Source organism: Methylocystis sp. B8, from assembly GCF_005771425.1.
Classification (GTDB): domain Bacteria; phylum Pseudomonadota; class Alphaproteobacteria; order Rhizobiales; family Beijerinckiaceae; genus Methylocystis.
Genome location: NZ_VBTZ01000013.1, coordinates 20298 through 35825, shown reverse-complemented (window position 1 = coordinate 35825; position 15528 = coordinate 20298). Strand labels below are relative to the sequence as shown.

Below are 15528 nucleotides of genomic sequence, written 5' to 3'. Positions count from 1 at the left end.
AGAATTCGGGCGCCTCGCCTGAACGTAGGATGAATTCAAAGGACTGGCGTCGCGTTTTGGCTTACAAATGGTTAATCTAATGCGCAGCCGAGCCTGATGCTGTGGTTGTTTCTGTTTAATCGCGCTATGTTAGCGGCAATGCGAACGCCGCCGCTTCTTCCACTGTCGATTGTCGTCTTTTTGGCAGCCTTGCCCGCTAGCCTGACGCTCGCGGACGAGTCGGGGGGGCCGTCGATCGAATCATTTGGAGAGGGCGGCGATTTCCTCTTCATTCCGGGGATTGGAAGAATTCCCTTGCCGCCTGGGATGCGCAGCCTGCCTCCCGGGCAGGGCGGGGGCGATTTCGATTCTGAACAGCGCTCTCGGGCAGCGGCGCCTCCGCTGCCTAAGGATCCGGCCGAGCGGCGCGCCGAAGAGATGGCGCGGCTTTATCTGCGTCTGGAGCAAGCCGAAGACGAACGAGAAGCTCAGGGCCTCTCCGCGGCGATTATCAGCCGCTGGTCGCACTCCGAGTCGGACACGATGAATCTGCTTGCCGCACGCGCTCTTGCGGCAGATGCGGCTGGAGCGCCAACTCTCGCTCTGAATCTTCTCGACTATATCGTCGCGCTCTCACCGCAGTGGTCCGAAGGTTACGTCCAGCGAGCCAAAGTGCGGGCTGAGCAAGGCGATACTGGCGGCGCCATCGCGGACCTCGAGACTGCGGCGACGCTCGAGCCAAAACGCTTCGACGCTTTTGCCGCTCTCGGCGGGCTCAAAGAAAGGTCTGGCGACAAGAAAGGCGCGCTCGCGGCCTATCAAAAGTCGCTTGCGATCTCGCCCCAGCAGGATTCGCTTCGCAAGAGCGAGGAACGCCTGCGTCTCGAAGTCGAGGGGCGCGACATCTAAACGCTTCCGGGGGAGAGTGATGACGACCGACAGGCAGGCCGCAGGTCCGATTGCGCCTGAAGCGCTTGAGCAGCTCTTTACGGCGGCGCGAACACACAACGGCTGGCTTCCCAAAGAAGTGCCGGATAGCCTGCTCGAACTCGCCGTCGACTACGCCAAATGGGGGCCGACAAGCGCCAATTGCTCGCCCATGCGCGTCATTTTCGTACGCACGCCGGAGGCAAAGGCGCGGCTCGCGCCGGCGATGTCCGACTCCAACCGGCCAAAGACCATGGCCGCGCCCGCGACCGCGATCGTCGGCTACGATCTCGATTTTCCGGAGAAACTTCCGCACCTTTATCCGGCGACGGACGCCCGCTCCTGGTTCATCGGCAATGGGCCGTTGATCGAAGAAACAGCTTTCCGCAATGGCTCGCTGCAGGGCGCCTATCTGCTTCTCGCGCTTCGCGCGGTTGGTTTGGACTGCGGACCGATGAGCGGCTTCGACAGGGCCAAGGTCGACGCGGAATTCTTCCAAGGTACGCAGATAAAATCGAATTTTTTGATCAACATTGGATATGGTGATCCTGCAAAGCTCTATCCTCGCGGCCCGCGGCTCGCCTTCGAGGAGATCTCCAGCATTCTTTAGGAGGCCAACCCTATGACTCTGCGGATTATCCCCCAGCGCTTCGCTCCTCACGCGCAAGGCCTCCTTCGCATCGTAGCCGCTCTGCTATTCATGCAGCACGGCTTGGCAAAGCTCTTCGGCGTCCCCCATGTTGCGATGTTCGATGGTTTGAATTTGTTCTCGCTCCTAGGAGCGGCCGGCGTGCTCGAACTCGTCGGCGGATTGCTGATGCTGATCGGCCTCTTCACCCGGCCTGTCGCCTTCATCCTCGCAGGCCAAATGGCGGTCGCTTATTTCTTTTTCCACGCCGGTCAGGATTTCTGGCCAATCCTCAACAAAGGCGAGCTTGCGGCGCTCTACTGCTTTGTTTTTCTGTTTTTTGCGGCGGCGGGGCCGGGAGCTTTCGCACTCGACCGCGAGTGACGCCGCGAACCGAGAGCCGCTGAAGTAACAGGGCTGCCCTTTCTATTGACATTGGCCGCCGGGAACATATTCCCTTGGCGTATGTCCGAAACGGCTGTCACCGCCAAGCGTCGGTCGCAAGCGCTGGCGCTGCCCAATCTGCTGACCTATGGCCGCGTCGTCGCCGTTCCGGTGGTGGCAGGCCTGCTTTTGAGCTTTACTGAGCATTGGGCGCGATGGGCGGCCCTCGGCGTGTTCATCGCCGCCGCCGTGACGGATTTTCTCGACGGCTATTTTGCGAGGATCTGGCAGCAGCACTCGCCGCTCGGTCGCATGCTCGATCCTATCGCCGATAAGCTTCTCGTTGCGACGACCCTTATGGCGCTTGTCGCCGACCAGACTCTCGCCGGCTGGACGATGTGGGCGGCGATCATCATTTTGTGCCGCGAAATCCTCGTGTCGGGTTTGCGGGAGCACCTGGCGGAGCTCAAGGTTCGGCTGCCGGTGTCCGCCATCGCCAAGTGGAAAACTGCGGCCCAACTCGTGGCGCTGGGCTTCCTGATCGCCGGACCCGCGGGCGAGGTCATCCTTCCGGGCACGGTCAAAATCGGCGCGACGCTCTTATGGGCCGCCGCGATCCTGACTCTCTATACCGGTTTCGATTATCTCCAGTCGGCCTGGGACCATTTTGGGGAAGACGAAGCGGGATGAAAGCGCTCTACTTCGCTTGGGTGCGCGAGCGCATCGGCCTTTCGGAAGAAGAAATCGCGCCGCCGGGCGAAGTCGTCACCGTGCGTCAACTGATCGAATGGTTGTCTCGGCGCGGCGATGGCTATGCGGCGGCTTTCGCCAATCCGGCGACGATCCGCGCAGCGGTCGATAAGAGGCATGCCGCGGCGGACGCGCCGATCGGCGCCGCGCGCGAAGTAGCCTTTTTCCCACCCATGACGGGCGGCTGATATGACGTCGCAGCCGGCGCCGTCGGTGCGCGTGCAGGCGGACGACTTCGACGTTGCCCACGAACAGGCGCTGCTCACGCAAGACCGGAAGGATATCGGCGCGCTCGTGAGCTTCATCGGTCTCTGCCGCGATGAAGACAATACGCTCGAGGCGCTGGAACTCGAACATTATCCGGGAATGGCTGAGGCCGAGATCTCTCGCGTCGCCGGCGAGGCGATCGAGCGATGGCCGCTGCAGGGGCTCACCGTCATTCATCGCTTCGGCCGAATTCGCCCTGGGGAGCAGATCGTGTTCGTGCTCACGGCGGCGCGTCATCGCGCTGACGCTTTCGCCGCCGCGGAATTCTTAATGGACTATCTCAAGACCCGCGCGCCCTTCTGGAAAAAGGAGCAGCGTGCTGGTAGCGCGCCGGGCGATTGGGTTTCAGCGAAATCCGAAGACGATTCCGCCGCTGAGCGCTGGCGTTAAAACAACTGTTGCGGCGCGATCAGATGCACGACCCAGCCGTGCAACGCCACGGTTCCGACGACCAGAAATAGAGTTGCGAGGGTGAAGACGTCGAGATTTTCCTTCGGCACGCGCATCATGGTCGGCAGGCCGACGGAAAAAACATAGATTCCATAGAAGCCTAGTACGTCGAGCCAGCGAAGACCGGGAATTAAACCAAAGACCGAAGCGAGCCAGACCGGCGTGTAGGAATAGGCGGTGAGCAGCAGAGCGCGTCGGTCGTCGGTTTTTCCTTCGAAATGCGGCGCGATGGCCGAAATGACGAAGGCGACGATAAAGAACGCCGGCAGGCTGAGCAGATATTGAACGAAAGCGCGATAGAGCCCGCCGGAGAACGTCGGATGCATGACGCCCGAGCCGCCATACGAAACGCCAAAGAGCCAAGAGCCAAAAAAGCTCGCAAAAGGCGGAAGCAGCGCCAATATCGCGATGTAACCGCGGTAGAGTTCGAGGACGGACGTATCCTCTTCCGAAATCTTCGCCCACTCGGACTGCGGCGTCAGGATCAAGCCCTTAACCCGCGAGAGCAACTGCATTCCAGCCTCCATCGATTTGCCGCAAGCGCTAATTATCGGGGCGGCCATGAGCCGGGCTTGCGGGCGGCGGGTCCTCCATGCGAGGGAGAATGAGCCAGCTGCGGCCGGTTCGATGATCGACGGTGAAATCTAACGCGATAGGCCGCATGAGAAAACTGCTGGAATATTTTTGGCCGACGGTGGGCCTCATCGCGGTTGTCGCCTCTTTCTTTCTTCTCTATCGCGAATTTAGAGGAGAATCGGTAGGCGCCGAGGTTTGGGCCAATCTGAGGGCCATTCCGACGAGCCACTATTTGCTCGCTGGCGTGTCGACGCTTATCGCCTATGCGGCGCTCGCCTGGTACGACCGCATCGCGCTGCTCCATCTGGGCGTCAAACATATCAACTGGCTGTTTATTTCGGTCTGCTCATTTACGACCTACGCCCTGTCGCACAACATTGGAGCAAGCGTCTTTTCGGGCGCCATGGTGCGTTACCGCGCCTATTCCACGAAGGGCCTGACAGCGGCGCAAGTGGCGACGCTTGTCGTCCTCTGCTCCTATACGTTTGGCTTCGGCAACGTGCTGCTCGCCGGTCTCTTGCTGACATATGATCCCGCGCTGATGCAGCGCCTGTCGGGTTTCCTGCCGGATGTCCTCACCAACCCGCATACTGCGCTTGGCGTCGGTCTGGCGTGCCTGAGCTTCGTCGTTCTCTATATTATCGGCTCGCTCATGCATTTTCGCCCGATCCATCTATTGGGACGTTTCGAGATTCTTTATCCGCGTCCCGGCATCATGCTGCGCCAGCTCTTCGCGGCGCCTCTGGAGCTTATCGGCGCTGCCGGCATCATTTATTTCGCGCTGCCGGAGCAGGGAAACCCCGGCTATCTCGTCGTGCTCGGCGCGTTTCTCTTGTCCTTCTCCGCGGCTCTGGTCTCCCATGCGCCGGGCGGGCTCGGGGTCTTTGAGCTTCTGTTCATCAAGATTATGCCGGACGTGCCGCGGCTGAAAGTTCTGGCTGCGCTGCTCGTTTGGAGGCTCTTCTATCTCATCATCCCGCTTCTGATCGCGCTTGTCGTCGTCGCTCTTTTCGAACGCAAGAAACTCATCGAGCGCTGGCGCGGGGTGGAGGAGCAGCCGTAAAAATACCGCCGGGATCGTGAGCATTCCACATTAGCGCGAGGCGAGGAGTCAAACTTTAGACGCCCGGGCCTTAGTCGCACGATAAGCCGTTAGCTAATGTGATTATATCGCTGGAGTTTTGCTATAACGCATTGTTTCTGCTTAGACTGCCACGCTTGTTTAGATGCGGGACGCGGCAAGATGTGGATTTCTTATGCGCAGAACTTCGAAGACGTCATGCTTGAGCGTGCGTTCACTGACATTGCGAAGGGGTTCTATGTCGATGTTGGCGCCTGGGACCCTGACCTCGAGTCGGTGACGCGCCATTTTTACGAGCGCGGCTGGAGTGGCGTAAACGTCGAGCCGAACCCACACTATTTCGAACGCCTGAGCGCACGCCGACCCCGCGATTCTAATATGCGCGTCGCCGTCGGTTCTCGGCCAGGACGCGCGTCGATGACGATGATCCACGGCACCGGCATGTCGACACTGAATCCCGACATCGCCTCCCGGCACGAACACCCAGATCACCAGCATGAAGAAGTCGAAGTCGAAGTGCGCACGTTGGACCGCATTTTCGAGGAATTAGGTCCACAGGAAGTGCATTTCCTGAAGATCGATTGCGAGGGCGCCGAGGCGGACGTGATCAATGGCTTCGATCTCAAGCGATTTCGGCCATGGATCGTGGTCGTGGAATCAACGCTGCCTAGGACGAGAGACGAGTCGCACGAAACGTGGGAGCCGCACATCTTGGCTTCCGATTACCAATTCGCCTATTTCGACGGACTCAATCGTTTCTACGTCGCATCCGAACACGCCGATTTGCGGAAGCACTTCGCGACTCCGCCGAATGTCTTCGACGACTTTTTTGTCGATCGTATGATGCAGATGGGCGTCCAATTGGACGCCTGCCGTAAGAACAAAGAAAAAATGAGTCTCGGCGTCTGGCTGCGCAATTGGCTTTCGTGGGTCCGAACTAACGTGAGAGTATTTTCAGGCAACGCATGAGTAGACCTCGCTTGTGCAAATAGCGCGGTCCGTCAGCGTCGTTAATCAACAGTTAAAACGCCGTCGCGACAACAGCGAAAGCGCTATCGTTTTGGGTAGGCTTTCCAAGTTCTTCGGCGCTGTAGCGGCTACATGCGATATTGCTGAAGACGTGTGGTGCGCAGCCCGGCAAGACCGTGTTGGTCGATTGACATCTGCCAGCTCAAAAATTCATCGACTGTCAGCGTGTAGCGGCTGCAGGCTTCATCGAGCGAGAGAAGGCCGCCACGCACCGCGGCGACGACTTCCGCCTTGCGCCGAATGACCCAGCGCTTGGTAGAGGCCGGAGGGAGATCCGCAATGGTCAGCGGACTGCCATCGGGCCCGATCACATATTTGACACGGGGACGGAGCGTCTCGGTCATCTCACTCACTCGCTACTCAAACAGCCACATAGTAGCGATTCTTATAAAGCCGCCGCTTTAAGAATTGCCTAAACGAACAGCCTTCATAAGCAATGGAAAATAAACTAAATTTTAGGGAGATGCCGCCTCAGGGAGACTTTGCGCATCATGCGTTGGACCCTCAATACCACAGTTGCGTCCTTATTTTGCCCCGATTTGCTTGCGCCGCGCGTCATGCTTCGAACCTGTAAGGTTTACGAATTCTAACCCCCGATCGTATTGATTTGGCAAAGCTCAAAAAAAGCGTCGCTAACTGAGTCAACTCTTCGAGAGAAGTTGTGATAAGCGAACCCGGACCGTGCAACGACTGCATCGGCATTATCCTCGCCGGCGGACTGGCGCGGCGGATGGGAGGGGGCGACAAGCCGCTCGTCGAGATCGAAGGCCGTCCCATCCTTCAGCATGTCATCGATCGCTTGAAGCCGCAGTGCAGGCTTCTCGCGATCAACGCCAATGGCGATCCTGCGCGCTTTGCGCGCTTCAGACTGCCGGTTGTCGCTGACAGCATTGAGGATTTTGCCGGACCGCTCGCTGGCGTTCTCGCCGGGATGGATTTTGCCGCGGACCGAGGCGCGGCGCATGTGCTGAGCGCGCCAGGCGACACGCCATTCCTGCCAGCCGATCTCGTGTCGCGGCTTGACGCCGCGCGAAGCCGCGCGGGCGCCGATATCGCCGTCGCGGCGTCCGATGGGCGAACCCACCATGCGGTAGCGCTGTGGCCGGTCGCGCTCCGGGAAGACCTGCGCCGCGCGCTCGTCGAAAAAGGCGAGCGCAAGGTGTCGGCCTTCATCGGAGGCTTCGCAAATGTCGTCGTCGAATGGCCAGTCGAGCCTTACGATCCCTTCTTCAACGTCAACAGGCCGGAAGATCTGGTGCGCGCCGCCGTGATAGCCAAGGCGGAGTCGCGCGGCTAAAGTTGTGACGCCGGCCGCATGGGGGCGAGATGAGCGTCGAAGCGACAAAGGGGTTTAAAGAAAAAGCCGAGGAGGAGGCCAAGGCCTTCCTTCCCATCTTCTTGTACGTGTGGTTCCTGCTCGCCGTGCTCGGCGTGCACAAATCGATTGTTCTATCGCAGGCGCATATCGTGCAGCATCAGGGCTTCGCTGTGGCGAAGGCGCTTGCTTTCGCCAAGGTGCTTTTTGTCGCCAACAAATTTGGAGTCTGGCGCGTCTTCGACAACAAGCCGCTGATCACGCCCATCCTGCTCAAATCGCTGCTATTCAGCTTGCTGCTTATCGGCATGGACATCGGGGAGCAGGCGCTGCTCGATCATTTTTGGCCGGCTCACGCCGACCATGAAGCCGTGAACCTCGATAATCTGCGCACCCTACTTTCCGTCGGGCTCGTCACCTTCGCCGCGCTGATCCCATTTTTCTTCTATCGCGAATTCGCCAAGCTGATCGGGGAGAGAGAGCTGCAAAAAGTGCTCTTCGTGCGTCGCGAGAATTTCGTTCCGCAGCACGAGGCTGAGCGCCCCGCGGCAATGGCCCCCGTCGAAACCGTCGAGGGCTAAACGAAGCCCGGATCGATCTCGATCGCGCTTTCGAGCCAGGGCGGCGTCGGCAGGTTCTGGCTGCGCAGGAACTCAACGTTGAAGAGTTTTGACGCGTATCTTGCGCCGCCGTCGCACAGCACGGTCACAATCGTATTGCCCGGCCCCATATCGCGGGCGAGGCGGATCGCGCCGGCCACATTGATTCCGGAAGAGCCGCCCAGCAACAATCCTTCCTGCTCGGCGAGGCCGAAGACGACCCGCAGCGCCTCGTCGTCCGGTATGCGGTAGGCGACGTCGACCGGCGCGTCCTCAAGGTTGGCGGTAATGCGGCCCTGGCCGATTCCTTCGGTGATCGACGAGCCTTCGGCCTTCAACTCGCCGGTCGTGTAATAGGAGTAGAGCGCCGCGCCGAATGGATCGGCGAGACCGATCTTCACTTCCGGATTTCTCTCCTTGAGCGCCATGCCGACGCCGGCGAGCGTGCCGCCTGTCCCGCAGGCGCAAATGAAGGCGTCCACCGCGCCATCCAGCGCTTCGTAAATCTCGGGGCCAGTCGTGGTGAGATGCGCGACACGGTTCGCGACATTGTCGAATTGATTCGCCCAGACGGCGCCGTTCGGCTCTTCCTTGGCGAGCCGCTCGGCAAGCCGTCCGGAAAGCTTCACATAATTGTTGGGATTTGCGTAGGGGACGGCCGGCACTTCGACGAGCTGCGCGCCTTGCAGCCGCAGCATGTCCTTCTTTTCCTGGCTCTGCGTCTCGGGGATGACGATCACGGTGCGAAAGCCGAGCGCGTTTGCGACGAGCGCGAGGCCGATGCCGGTGTTGCCGGCCGTGCCTTCGACGATCACGCCGCCCGGCTTCAACAATCCCTTCGCGCGCGCGTCTTCTACGATGGATAGCGCCGCGCGGTCCTTAACGGAGCCGCCGGGATTCATGAATTCGGCCTTGCCAAGAATGCGGCAGCCGGTCGCCTTGGAGGCTGCGCGCAATTCGATGAGGGGCGTCCGCCCGATGGCTTCGATGACGCTGGAGGCGACGGTCATTCATGATTCCCGACAAATGGCGGATCGTTCCTAGCCGACCGACGCCTCTCGCTCAAAGGCGAAAATCGCGCCATGCCGCGCGCGCTCGCCGGGCGCAAGGATCCGCATCGAGGGCTTTTGGTAGAGATCGCCGTAGAAGTCTTCCGGATCGCCGTGGCCGGTCCATGGCTCTATGCACAAATAATGCGCTGGCGGCAGCGTCCAAAAACCAACATGGGGGAAATCTTCAAGCGTCACCGCAAGACGCGCGCCTTCGCCATTGTCGAAGACGAGGCTATGGCTTGCGATATTTAAGAAGCAGAGCGCGTCGCGCGTGAACATCTCCGGTTCGAGCGGCAGCCGCCGGCCAATAAGCGGCGTTTTCCGAATGGGCTTCGAAAAAAGTCCGCTCGGTCCGATGATCGGGACTTCGGGACGCTCCTCCTTCTCGAAAATGATCGCGTGCGGCGAGCTAGAGCCGGCGAGCGGCCAGCGAAAGGCAGGATGCAGCCCGCAAGCGTAGGGAAGCGGCCGCGAGTCGATATTCGCGACAATGAGACTGTTTTCGAGCGCGCCGGCGTGGAGCCGAAATTCCACTTCAAACCGGAAGGCGAAGGGATAGAGCGCACGGGTCTCGGCGTCGTCGACGAGAGCGAGTCGCAGATAATCGTCACGCCGCTCGGCGACGTCGAAGCGCTTTTTCCAGGCGAAGCCGTGAAGGGCGAGGGGATAGGCTCCACCGCCGACGCGCACGCGGCCGTCGCGCGTCCAGCCGACGACGGGAAACAGGACTGGCGCGGTCTGGTCCCAAATCTTGGGGTCTTTCGCCCAGATCATGTCGACTCCGCGGGCACGCCATGCCGCCAGCTCAGCGCCCAAGGTCAAAATCTTGGCGCAATCGCCGCAGAGATGGGTGAGCTCAATCACTTCGGTCATGGGCTGATTTTAGGGCCGCCGTTCATTCCATGCGAATGTCCAGAAAATCAGTGATATGCGCGCGAAAGAAGGTTGAGAGGCGGCAATCGCCGCAATAGGGTCGCGCCGCGCCAGGAGCGCGCCGCCACGCCAGAAGCCAGAAATTGGAACGCGAAGAAGTCTAATGACGATCAACGGTCTCATTGCGGACATCGGCGCCGGCGTCTTCAGAACCGAGCTGACGCTCTTTTTTTCGACTTTCACCACGCTGCTGGCGATCATCAATCCCTTCGAGGTGCTGCCTATCTTTCTTTTGCTCCAGCGCGATAAAGACGACCAGGAGCGACGTCGGGTGGCCTTCATGGCCTGTCTTTACGCGCTGCTGCTCATCCTCTTCTTTTTGTTCTTTGGCGCGGTGATCTTAAAAATATTCGGCGTCTCGCTGAACATGGTGCGTATCGCCGGCGGCATCGTGCTGATGCGAATCGGCTTTGAACTTTTTCTGCCGTCGTCGAACGGGGAGGGATCTCTTGGCTGCGCTGGTTCGAACGGCAATATCGCCTTCATGCCGCTTGCGATGCCGCTGATGATCGGACCTGGCGCGATCGCGACCGTGCTCGGGATGATGGCGGTCGTCGAGCGGTCCTCCCATGAGACGCTGGCGTTCGGCGCGATACTGACCGCAATCGTTCTCGCCGTGGCCGCGACCTATGCGTGTCTCGTCTTCGCCACGCGACTGACGACGACGCTCGGACCGCTCGGAATAGATGCAGCGACCCGAATCGTGGGCTTCTTCGTTTCGGCGATGGGCGTGTCCCTGGTTTTCAGCGGCGTGATCGACGCGCTCCGCACGCATGGCATCACCGGACTGCACTGACCAGGTCCCAAGTGGAGGTTAGAGGCTACGCAGAGTCTCGCCGAGCCGCAGATAAATCTCCTTATGCGCGTCGCGTAGGCCCGGGACCCAAGGTTTGAGTTGCGCGCCGATGACCGCGTCAAAGTGATCGAAGCGCTGACCGATCGCTCTGTCGAGATATTCATAATACCAGCGTCCCGGCTTGAGTCGTTGGCGTTTGAAGACGCCTTCGCCTCCCACAGGCTCTTCCCGCGCCGTAAACGGATAGCGCTGAGAAACGACGCTGACGGCGCCGTCATTGGGCCGCCATTTCGGCAGCGCAAGGCAGCCGCCGCCCCAACCGACGATCGGCGCCTTAGCGAAATTGGCTTCTTGCGCCTGATAGAGCGCCGGCTGCCAAAGAATGGGGTGGATCGTCGGGTCGGGTCGCCAGGTCTTGCCGAAAAAGCCTGAAGGGCGCGCATGAGTGGCGTTCGTCACAAGGGATAGATAATACGTCCCCGGATGCGATCTGAACCGGGCGTTGGCGTTTCGGCAGCCCTGAAGCGTCATGTCGAAGGCGAGATTGTCCTCGCCGGCGACGAAGGCGCCAGCGTCAAGACGCGCCATCGCCTCACGCGAGTCTTCTTCGCCGTCCGTCCATTGATCGAGATGAAGATCAAATGGCTTGCGCATGGCGCTCGGTACGCCCGCGGCCATTCCGAGGAAATTGAAAGACTCCGCGATAAGCCGACTCGGCTTGCGCTTGAGCCGTCCATCTTCGCGGTCGCATCCAATGCCATAAGGAAGCAACGACCCGTTGATGGCGCCAGCGACGCAAACGACGCCCTCGATCCAATCCGCGCTCGTTCCTCTCCCCCAGAAATCCATGGCGAGCAGCGCCTGCAACTGCATCGCGGTCTGGGCGCCGGCGCCGTGGCCGATGAGGATCACCGGCTTCTCTTCCGACCAGTCAGGCGCAAAAGGGCTGGCATATTCCCGCGAGTACCGGGCATGGCGCGCTTCGCTGCTGTGCCGCTCGCCATAATCGACCCTTCCGCCGCCGATCTGCACGAAAAGCTCGCAGGCGCGATCGTGAAAGGAGCTGACCGGACCAACTTTGGCTTCATGAACCAAGAATGGTTCGCCGATCTGGTCGAGAGCGTCGCCCCAATAGGGAAGTCCGAACTCTCTAGGTCCCCAGCCGAAGAAATCATGCACGAAGATGATATGAGCGGATTTGAGCGCCATTGCCGATCCGAAGTTGATAGAAAATCAAAAGGCTTTGGCGCTCATAGGAGCGCGTCATATTCGTAGATGGCGCTCACATCGAGCGTCTCGCGCGGCGTGGCGCTGCGCCCCAGCGGAGAGCTGATCGGGTCGTCGATGCGGTGACCCTTAAGATCTGCGCCAGCTGTCATATCGGGAACGTAGACGCGCCCATTTCGCGTCATCCAGCTTTCCCAGAGGCGGTCGATGTTGCAATGATTGAGAAAGAAAACCGGATCGTTGGGAGAAGATCCAAGCAACATCTCTCCGCCGACCCAAACGTGGACTAGATTGTGCAGCCAGGTCTCTGAAACGCCGTCGTCGTTCATCCACCCTTCGATGCGATTGCGGAAACTATTCGTGTCGGCGTCCCAGCTGGGCATGTCATAGGGGGATAGTGCGAGCGCATTCGTCACATGCGCCGTTTTCGGCAGCGCGTCGGCGGTGACGCCGAAGGCGCGCCGAAGGCCGCGGTTCACCGATCTTAGCTCTCCGGCCGTGTTCACGGAAATGCGCACTCTGAACGTGGCGGGATCGTTTTGGCGGAAGGCGAAGGGGCCGGTGGTCACCGGATTCCCCTGTCCGCCCATACAATCCACGCTCCAGATTGCTGCCGAGCCCTGTTGCTGCTGCGGCAGGTCGCCGTCTTCCGCCCAATCCCAATAGGGCAGGCCGAAATTCGAATCGTTCAGGACTCGCTGCAGGTTCTGCTCATAGAGCATCAGCATCACGCGATGCCATGGCGCGAAAACCGGTCCGCGGTGCGCCGAGTTCCGCCCCGCCGGATTGCCAGGCGGCGTCTCGAGCATCATGGCGGTGACATGCCAGATGACGAAAAGATCGTAGGTGCTGACTGAGCGCGCCGCGCCTGGAATGCCGAATTCATTGGTTTTTCGGCCAGACGCCTCTTTTTTTAGTAATTGGACGCCTTGAATGTATTGATCCCGTACATCTGCGTTTTGCGAAATATTTTTTCGGACGACGGCCATCGTCTCTCTCCTGAAAAAATCAATGCTCGTGCTTTGAACCTTTCTTCGCGGCGGACCTGCTCTTTCGACGAGACGCCGGCCGGCTCTTGCGCTGGGTGGGCTTAGGTTCGAACTCCTCGGGAAAGCCGTCGATGAGCGCCCGCACCATGTCCACCGCCGAAGCCGTCTGGTAGTTCGGCAATGAATGACAATGAACCCGGCCGGCCGCGTCGACGCCGAGCGGCGCGCGAATTTTCTTTCCGTCGACCAGGATTTTGTAAGTGGTGACGATTTCTATCTCATGGCCGCGATAGTCGTCCTTGCGCACCGACTGCGCGCCGCCAGCGCCATGACCGGCGTGCATCGGCGCTTTCTCGCGCGTTCTTGAGAGATACTCGCCGAGTTTCTGAGGCGCGGCGCCCGTCTCGAGCTTTTTGGTCTCCATAAAGGTCTCCGCTCAATTCTTTTTCACGTAGTTCGGCAAAGGCGCTCGTGAACTGGTAAGTCGTCGAAAAATCTACAGACTTTGGCGCGCCCAACGCCTCATCAAAACGGATTGGATAGAAAACATTATACGGGAACATAACGCCGCCGATGGAGAACGATGTCAACCAAATTTGGCAGATAATTGAGATTACAAGCTTATTTTGCCCGCGACTGTTTCTCCCCAACTGCGTCGACAAACTTGCCTCGCGGGTCAGCGGGGCTTAGCCACTGGCTTTGAGGCGGTGATGTCTGATTCGGTCTTTCCGGCCTTTCTGGGCGTCGAGCGCTCGGTGCTCGGCCGACGTTGGCGTGGGCGACTCGACGCGAAGGGCGAGGCGCAGGCGCTTGCGCTGACCCAAACGCATGGGATCGATGATTTTCTCGCGCGTGTGATCGCGGGGCGCGGCGTCACCGTCGCTGATGCCGCGGGCTATCTAGATCCCAAGCTGCGCGACCTTCTCCCGGACCCCTCGTCCTTGCGCGATATGGACGCCGCCACGGATCGGCTTGCGCACGCGATCGAAAAGGGTGAGCAGATCGCCGTCTTCGGCGACTATGATGTCGATGGCGCCTGCTCCTCCGCGCTGCTCGTCGACTTTTGGCGGGCGGCCGGCGCGCCCGAGCCCTTGCTCCATATTCCGGACCGCATCGTCGAAGGTTATGGCCCAAACGTCGACGCGATCCGCGATCTTGCGGCGCGCGGCGCAACTCTCTTGGTCACCGTAGATTGCGGAACCACAAGTCACGAGGCTTTCGCCGTCGCGCGGGGGCTTGGCCTCGATGTCATCGTTCTAGATCACCATCAGGCGACCGAAGTCTTGCCGGAGGCGATCGTCGTCAATCCTAACCGGCGCGATGATCTTTCGGGGCAGGGCGCGCTCTGCGCGGCGGGCGTCGTTTTTCTCGCCCTCATCGGAGTTTCCCGAACGCTGCGCGCGTGCGGGTGGTGGAACGATCATCGTCCCGAGCCAGATCTCCTCGCTTCACTCGATCTTGTTGCGCTGGCGACAGTCGCCGACGTCGCTGCCTTGGCGCGGCTCAACAGGGCGCTCGTCGCCAAAGGTTTGATGGTGATGGCGGCGCGATCGCGTCCAGGACTCGCCGCGCTCATCGACGTCGCTCGACTGGATGGCCGGCCGCGCGCCCGCGATCTCGGCTTCGCGCTCGGCCCGCGCATCAACGCCGGGGGTCGGATCGGCGACGCTGAACTCGGGGCGCGTCTGCTGACCCTCGCCGACGGTGCGGAAGCGCGACGCATCGCATCCGAGCTTGATCGACTGAACAGCGAACGACAGATCGTCGAGAGGGCGACATTGGAGCAGGCGATCGCACAGGCCGAAGCGCAATTGGCGGGATCGAACCGCTTGTCATGCCTTATCGTTGAAGGCCACCATTGGCATCCGGGCGTCGTCGGGCTGATCGCATCACGCTTAAAGGAACGCTTTAATATACCATCATTCGTTATTGCTTTTAATAGAGAATATGGAACAGGCTCAGGTAGAAGTTTAAGTGGCGTCGATCTTGGCGCGGCGGTGCGGCGCGCCGTCGATCTTGGCTTTGCGGTCAAAGGCGGCGGGCACGCCATGGCCGCCGGCGTGACTCTCTCGCGCGATCGGCTCGACGACTTTCGAGCCTATCTCAACGATGCGCTCGAAGCGGCGGTCGAGGCCGCCCGACTCGAGGACGCGCTGTTCCTGGACGCTACACTGGCTGGCAGAGGCGTGTGTCTCGACCTTTTGCGACGGGTCGAGCGGGCAGGACCCTTCGGACAGGGCAATCCGGAACCGGTATTTGCTCTCCCGGAACAGCAGGTCGCATTCGCTCAAACCGTCGGCGCCGATCATGTGCGCGCGCGCTTGCGTTCGCGCGACGGCGCGATGGTCGACGCCATCGCCTTCCGCGCCGCGCATTCGCCGCTTGGCGAGGCGCTGCTTAAAGGCGACGGCGCGCAGCTTCACGTTGCAGCGAGACTCGCAAGCAATGTCTTCCGCGGCGTTGAACGCGTCGAAACGCGCATTGTGGATGCCGCCCGGATTCAATGATCCGGTGTGGCGCCCGAGCCACACTCTTTTTTGATCTAG

At 60.4% G+C, this 15528-nt stretch carries 19 protein-coding genes; 12 read left to right on the top strand and 7 right to left on the bottom strand.

The features are described 5' to 3' along the window. The first annotated feature begins 138 nt into the window (after nt 1-138). From FEV16_RS15725 to FEV16_RS15700, 6 genes are all read left to right on the top strand, one after another. Nucleotides 139-888, top strand: coding sequence for a tetratricopeptide repeat protein (locus FEV16_RS15725; protein WP_138168551.1), 750 nt, complete (start codon nt 139-141; stop codon nt 886-888). 19 nt (nt 889-907) lie between these two features. Then, on the top strand, nt 908-1516 hold the full coding sequence (locus tag FEV16_RS15720) for a malonic semialdehyde reductase (protein ID WP_171015261.1): 609 nt from the start codon (nt 908-910) through the stop codon (nt 1514-1516). 12 nt (nt 1517-1528) lie between these two features. Then, nucleotides 1529-1918, top strand: a complete 390-nt coding sequence (locus tag FEV16_RS15715; RefSeq protein WP_138168549.1) for a DoxX family protein — start codon at nt 1529-1531, stop codon at nt 1916-1918. An 81-nt stretch (nt 1919-1999) separates the two neighbouring features. Beyond that, nucleotides 2000-2608, top strand: a complete 609-nt coding sequence (pgsA, locus tag FEV16_RS15710; protein WP_138168548.1) for a CDP-diacylglycerol--glycerol-3-phosphate 3-phosphatidyltransferase — start codon at nt 2000-2002, stop codon at nt 2606-2608. Beyond that, the gene (moaD, locus tag FEV16_RS15705; RefSeq protein ID WP_138168547.1) at nt 2605-2856 is read left to right on the top strand and encodes a molybdopterin converting factor subunit 1; all 252 of its coding nucleotides are present in this window, start codon (nt 2605-2607) and stop codon (nt 2854-2856) included. The genes pgsA and moaD overlap by 4 nt, the downstream gene beginning before the upstream one ends. Nucleotide 2857: 1 nt before the next feature. Next, nucleotides 2858-3325, top strand: a complete 468-nt coding sequence (locus tag FEV16_RS15700; protein ID WP_138168546.1) for a molybdenum cofactor biosynthesis protein MoaE — start codon at nt 2858-2860, stop codon at nt 3323-3325. Here FEV16_RS15700 and FEV16_RS15695 read toward each other — a convergent pair. Beyond that, complete coding sequence (locus FEV16_RS15695; protein WP_246657379.1) at nt 3322-3900, bottom strand: Yip1 family protein; 579 nt, start codon at nt 3898-3900, stop codon at nt 3322-3324. The two genes, FEV16_RS15700 and FEV16_RS15695, sit on opposite strands and share 4 nt — an antisense overlap. A gap of 146 nt (nt 3901-4046) precedes the next feature. On the opposite strand from FEV16_RS15695, the gene FEV16_RS15690 reads away from it, so the two are divergent. Continuing rightward, nucleotides 4047-5024 (top strand): UPF0104 family protein, encoded by a 978-nt coding sequence (locus tag FEV16_RS15690; RefSeq protein WP_138168545.1) that lies wholly within the window; start codon nt 4047-4049, stop codon nt 5022-5024. Nucleotides 5025-5204: 180 nt separating this feature from the next. Next, the gene (locus tag FEV16_RS15685; protein ID WP_138168544.1) at nt 5205-6011 is read left to right on the top strand and encodes an FkbM family methyltransferase; all 807 of its coding nucleotides are present in this window, start codon (nt 5205-5207) and stop codon (nt 6009-6011) included. Nucleotides 6012-6139: 128 nt separating this feature from the next. Here FEV16_RS15685 and FEV16_RS15680 read toward each other — a convergent pair whose 3' ends face one another. Further along, a complete protein-coding gene (locus FEV16_RS15680) occupies nt 6140-6415 on the bottom strand; it encodes a DUF1153 domain-containing protein (protein WP_138168543.1) in 276 nt (91 codons plus the stop codon). 317 nt (nt 6416-6732) lie between these two features. On the opposite strand from FEV16_RS15680, the gene mobA reads away from it, so the two are divergent. Together mobA and FEV16_RS15670 are read left to right on the top strand one after the other, a co-directional pair. After that, nucleotides 6733-7368, top strand: coding sequence for a molybdenum cofactor guanylyltransferase MobA (gene mobA / locus FEV16_RS15675; RefSeq protein ID WP_281404867.1), 636 nt, complete (start codon nt 6733-6735; stop codon nt 7366-7368). Nucleotides 7369-7397: 29 nt separating this feature from the next. Then, on the top strand, nt 7398-7967 hold the full coding sequence (locus FEV16_RS15670) for a hypothetical protein (RefSeq protein ID WP_138168542.1): 570 nt from the start codon (nt 7398-7400) through the stop codon (nt 7965-7967). Here the strand turns inward: FEV16_RS15670 and FEV16_RS15665 are convergent. Further along, entirely contained in the window at nt 7964-8995 is a 1032-nt protein-coding gene (locus FEV16_RS15665) for a cysteine synthase A (RefSeq protein WP_138168541.1), read from the bottom strand. The genes FEV16_RS15670 and FEV16_RS15665 overlap by 4 nt on opposite strands. A 30-nt stretch (nt 8996-9025) precedes the next feature. Next, complete coding sequence (locus FEV16_RS15660; RefSeq protein ID WP_138168540.1) at nt 9026-9910, bottom strand: aldose 1-epimerase family protein; 885 nt, start codon at nt 9908-9910, stop codon at nt 9026-9028. Between the two features lie 163 nt (nt 9911-10073). On the opposite strand from FEV16_RS15660, the gene FEV16_RS15655 reads away from it, so the two are divergent. Beyond that, nucleotides 10074-10766, top strand: a complete 693-nt coding sequence (locus tag FEV16_RS15655; RefSeq protein WP_138168539.1) for a MarC family protein — start codon at nt 10074-10076, stop codon at nt 10764-10766. Between the two features lie 18 nt (nt 10767-10784). Here FEV16_RS15655 and FEV16_RS15650 read toward each other — a convergent pair whose 3' ends face one another. The 3 genes from FEV16_RS15650 to FEV16_RS15640 are packed head-to-tail and all read right to left on the bottom strand — an operon-like array spanning nt 10785 to nt 13406. Beyond that, nucleotides 10785-11975: a hypothetical protein gene (locus FEV16_RS15650; protein ID WP_138168538.1), complete on the bottom strand. Its 1191-nt coding sequence runs from the start codon at nt 11973-11975 to the stop codon at nt 10785-10787. Between the two features lie 41 nt (nt 11976-12016). Beyond that, nucleotides 12017-12982, bottom strand: a complete 966-nt coding sequence (locus FEV16_RS15645; RefSeq protein ID WP_138168537.1) for a tyrosinase family protein — start codon at nt 12980-12982, stop codon at nt 12017-12019. Between the two features lie 19 nt (nt 12983-13001). Beyond that, complete coding sequence (locus FEV16_RS15640; protein WP_138168536.1) at nt 13002-13406, bottom strand: hypothetical protein; 405 nt, start codon at nt 13404-13406, stop codon at nt 13002-13004. Nucleotides 13407-13692: 286 nt separating this feature from the next. Between FEV16_RS15640 and recJ the strand changes: the two genes are divergently transcribed. Further along, complete coding sequence (gene recJ / locus FEV16_RS15635; protein WP_138168535.1) at nt 13693-15489, top strand: single-stranded-DNA-specific exonuclease RecJ; 1797 nt, start codon at nt 13693-13695, stop codon at nt 15487-15489. The last annotated feature ends 39 nt before the right edge of the window (nt 15490-15528 follow it).

Excerpts from the sequence above, each read along its gene's own strand:
- FEV16_RS15725 (WP_138168551.1), top strand. The coding sequence starts at position 139 with ATGCGAACGCCGCCGCTTCTTCCACTGTCGATTGTCGTCTTTTTGGCA.
- FEV16_RS15720 (WP_171015261.1), top strand. The coding sequence starts at position 908 with ATGACGACCGACAGGCAGGCCGCAGGTCCGATTGCGCCTGAAGCGCTT.
- FEV16_RS15715 (WP_138168549.1), top strand. The coding sequence starts at position 1,529 with ATGACTCTGCGGATTATCCCCCAGCGCTTCGCTCCTCACGCGCAAGGC.
- pgsA (WP_138168548.1), top strand. The coding sequence starts at position 2,000 with ATGTCCGAAACGGCTGTCACCGCCAAGCGTCGGTCGCAAGCGCTGGCG.
- moaD (WP_138168547.1), top strand. The coding sequence starts at position 2,605 with ATGAAAGCGCTCTACTTCGCTTGGGTGCGCGAGCGCATCGGCCTTTCG.
- FEV16_RS15700 (WP_138168546.1), top strand. The coding sequence starts at position 2,858 with ATGACGTCGCAGCCGGCGCCGTCGGTGCGCGTGCAGGCGGACGACTTC.
- FEV16_RS15695 (WP_246657379.1), bottom strand. The coding sequence starts at position 3,900 with ATGCAGTTGCTCTCGCGGGTTAAGGGCTTGATCCTGACGCCGCAGTCC.
- FEV16_RS15690 (WP_138168545.1), top strand. The coding sequence starts at position 4,047 with ATGAGAAAACTGCTGGAATATTTTTGGCCGACGGTGGGCCTCATCGCG.
- FEV16_RS15685 (WP_138168544.1), top strand. The coding sequence starts at position 5,205 with ATGTGGATTTCTTATGCGCAGAACTTCGAAGACGTCATGCTTGAGCGT.
- FEV16_RS15680 (WP_138168543.1), bottom strand. The coding sequence starts at position 6,415 with ATGACCGAGACGCTCCGTCCCCGTGTCAAATATGTGATCGGGCCCGAT.
- FEV16_RS15670 (WP_138168542.1), top strand. The coding sequence starts at position 7,398 with ATGAGCGTCGAAGCGACAAAGGGGTTTAAAGAAAAAGCCGAGGAGGAG.
- FEV16_RS15665 (WP_138168541.1), bottom strand. The coding sequence starts at position 8,995 with ATGACCGTCGCCTCCAGCGTCATCGAAGCCATCGGGCGGACGCCCCTC.
- FEV16_RS15660 (WP_138168540.1), bottom strand. The coding sequence starts at position 9,910 with ATGACCGAAGTGATTGAGCTCACCCATCTCTGCGGCGATTGCGCCAAG.
- FEV16_RS15655 (WP_138168539.1), top strand. The coding sequence starts at position 10,074 with ATGACGATCAACGGTCTCATTGCGGACATCGGCGCCGGCGTCTTCAGA.
- FEV16_RS15650 (WP_138168538.1), bottom strand. The coding sequence starts at position 11,975 with ATGGCGCTCAAATCCGCTCATATCATCTTCGTGCATGATTTCTTCGGC.
- FEV16_RS15645 (WP_138168537.1), bottom strand. The coding sequence starts at position 12,982 with ATGGCCGTCGTCCGAAAAAATATTTCGCAAAACGCAGATGTACGGGAT.
- FEV16_RS15640 (WP_138168536.1), bottom strand. The coding sequence starts at position 13,406 with ATGGAGACCAAAAAGCTCGAGACGGGCGCCGCGCCTCAGAAACTCGGC.
- recJ (WP_138168535.1), top strand. The coding sequence starts at position 13,693 with ATGTCTGATTCGGTCTTTCCGGCCTTTCTGGGCGTCGAGCGCTCGGTG.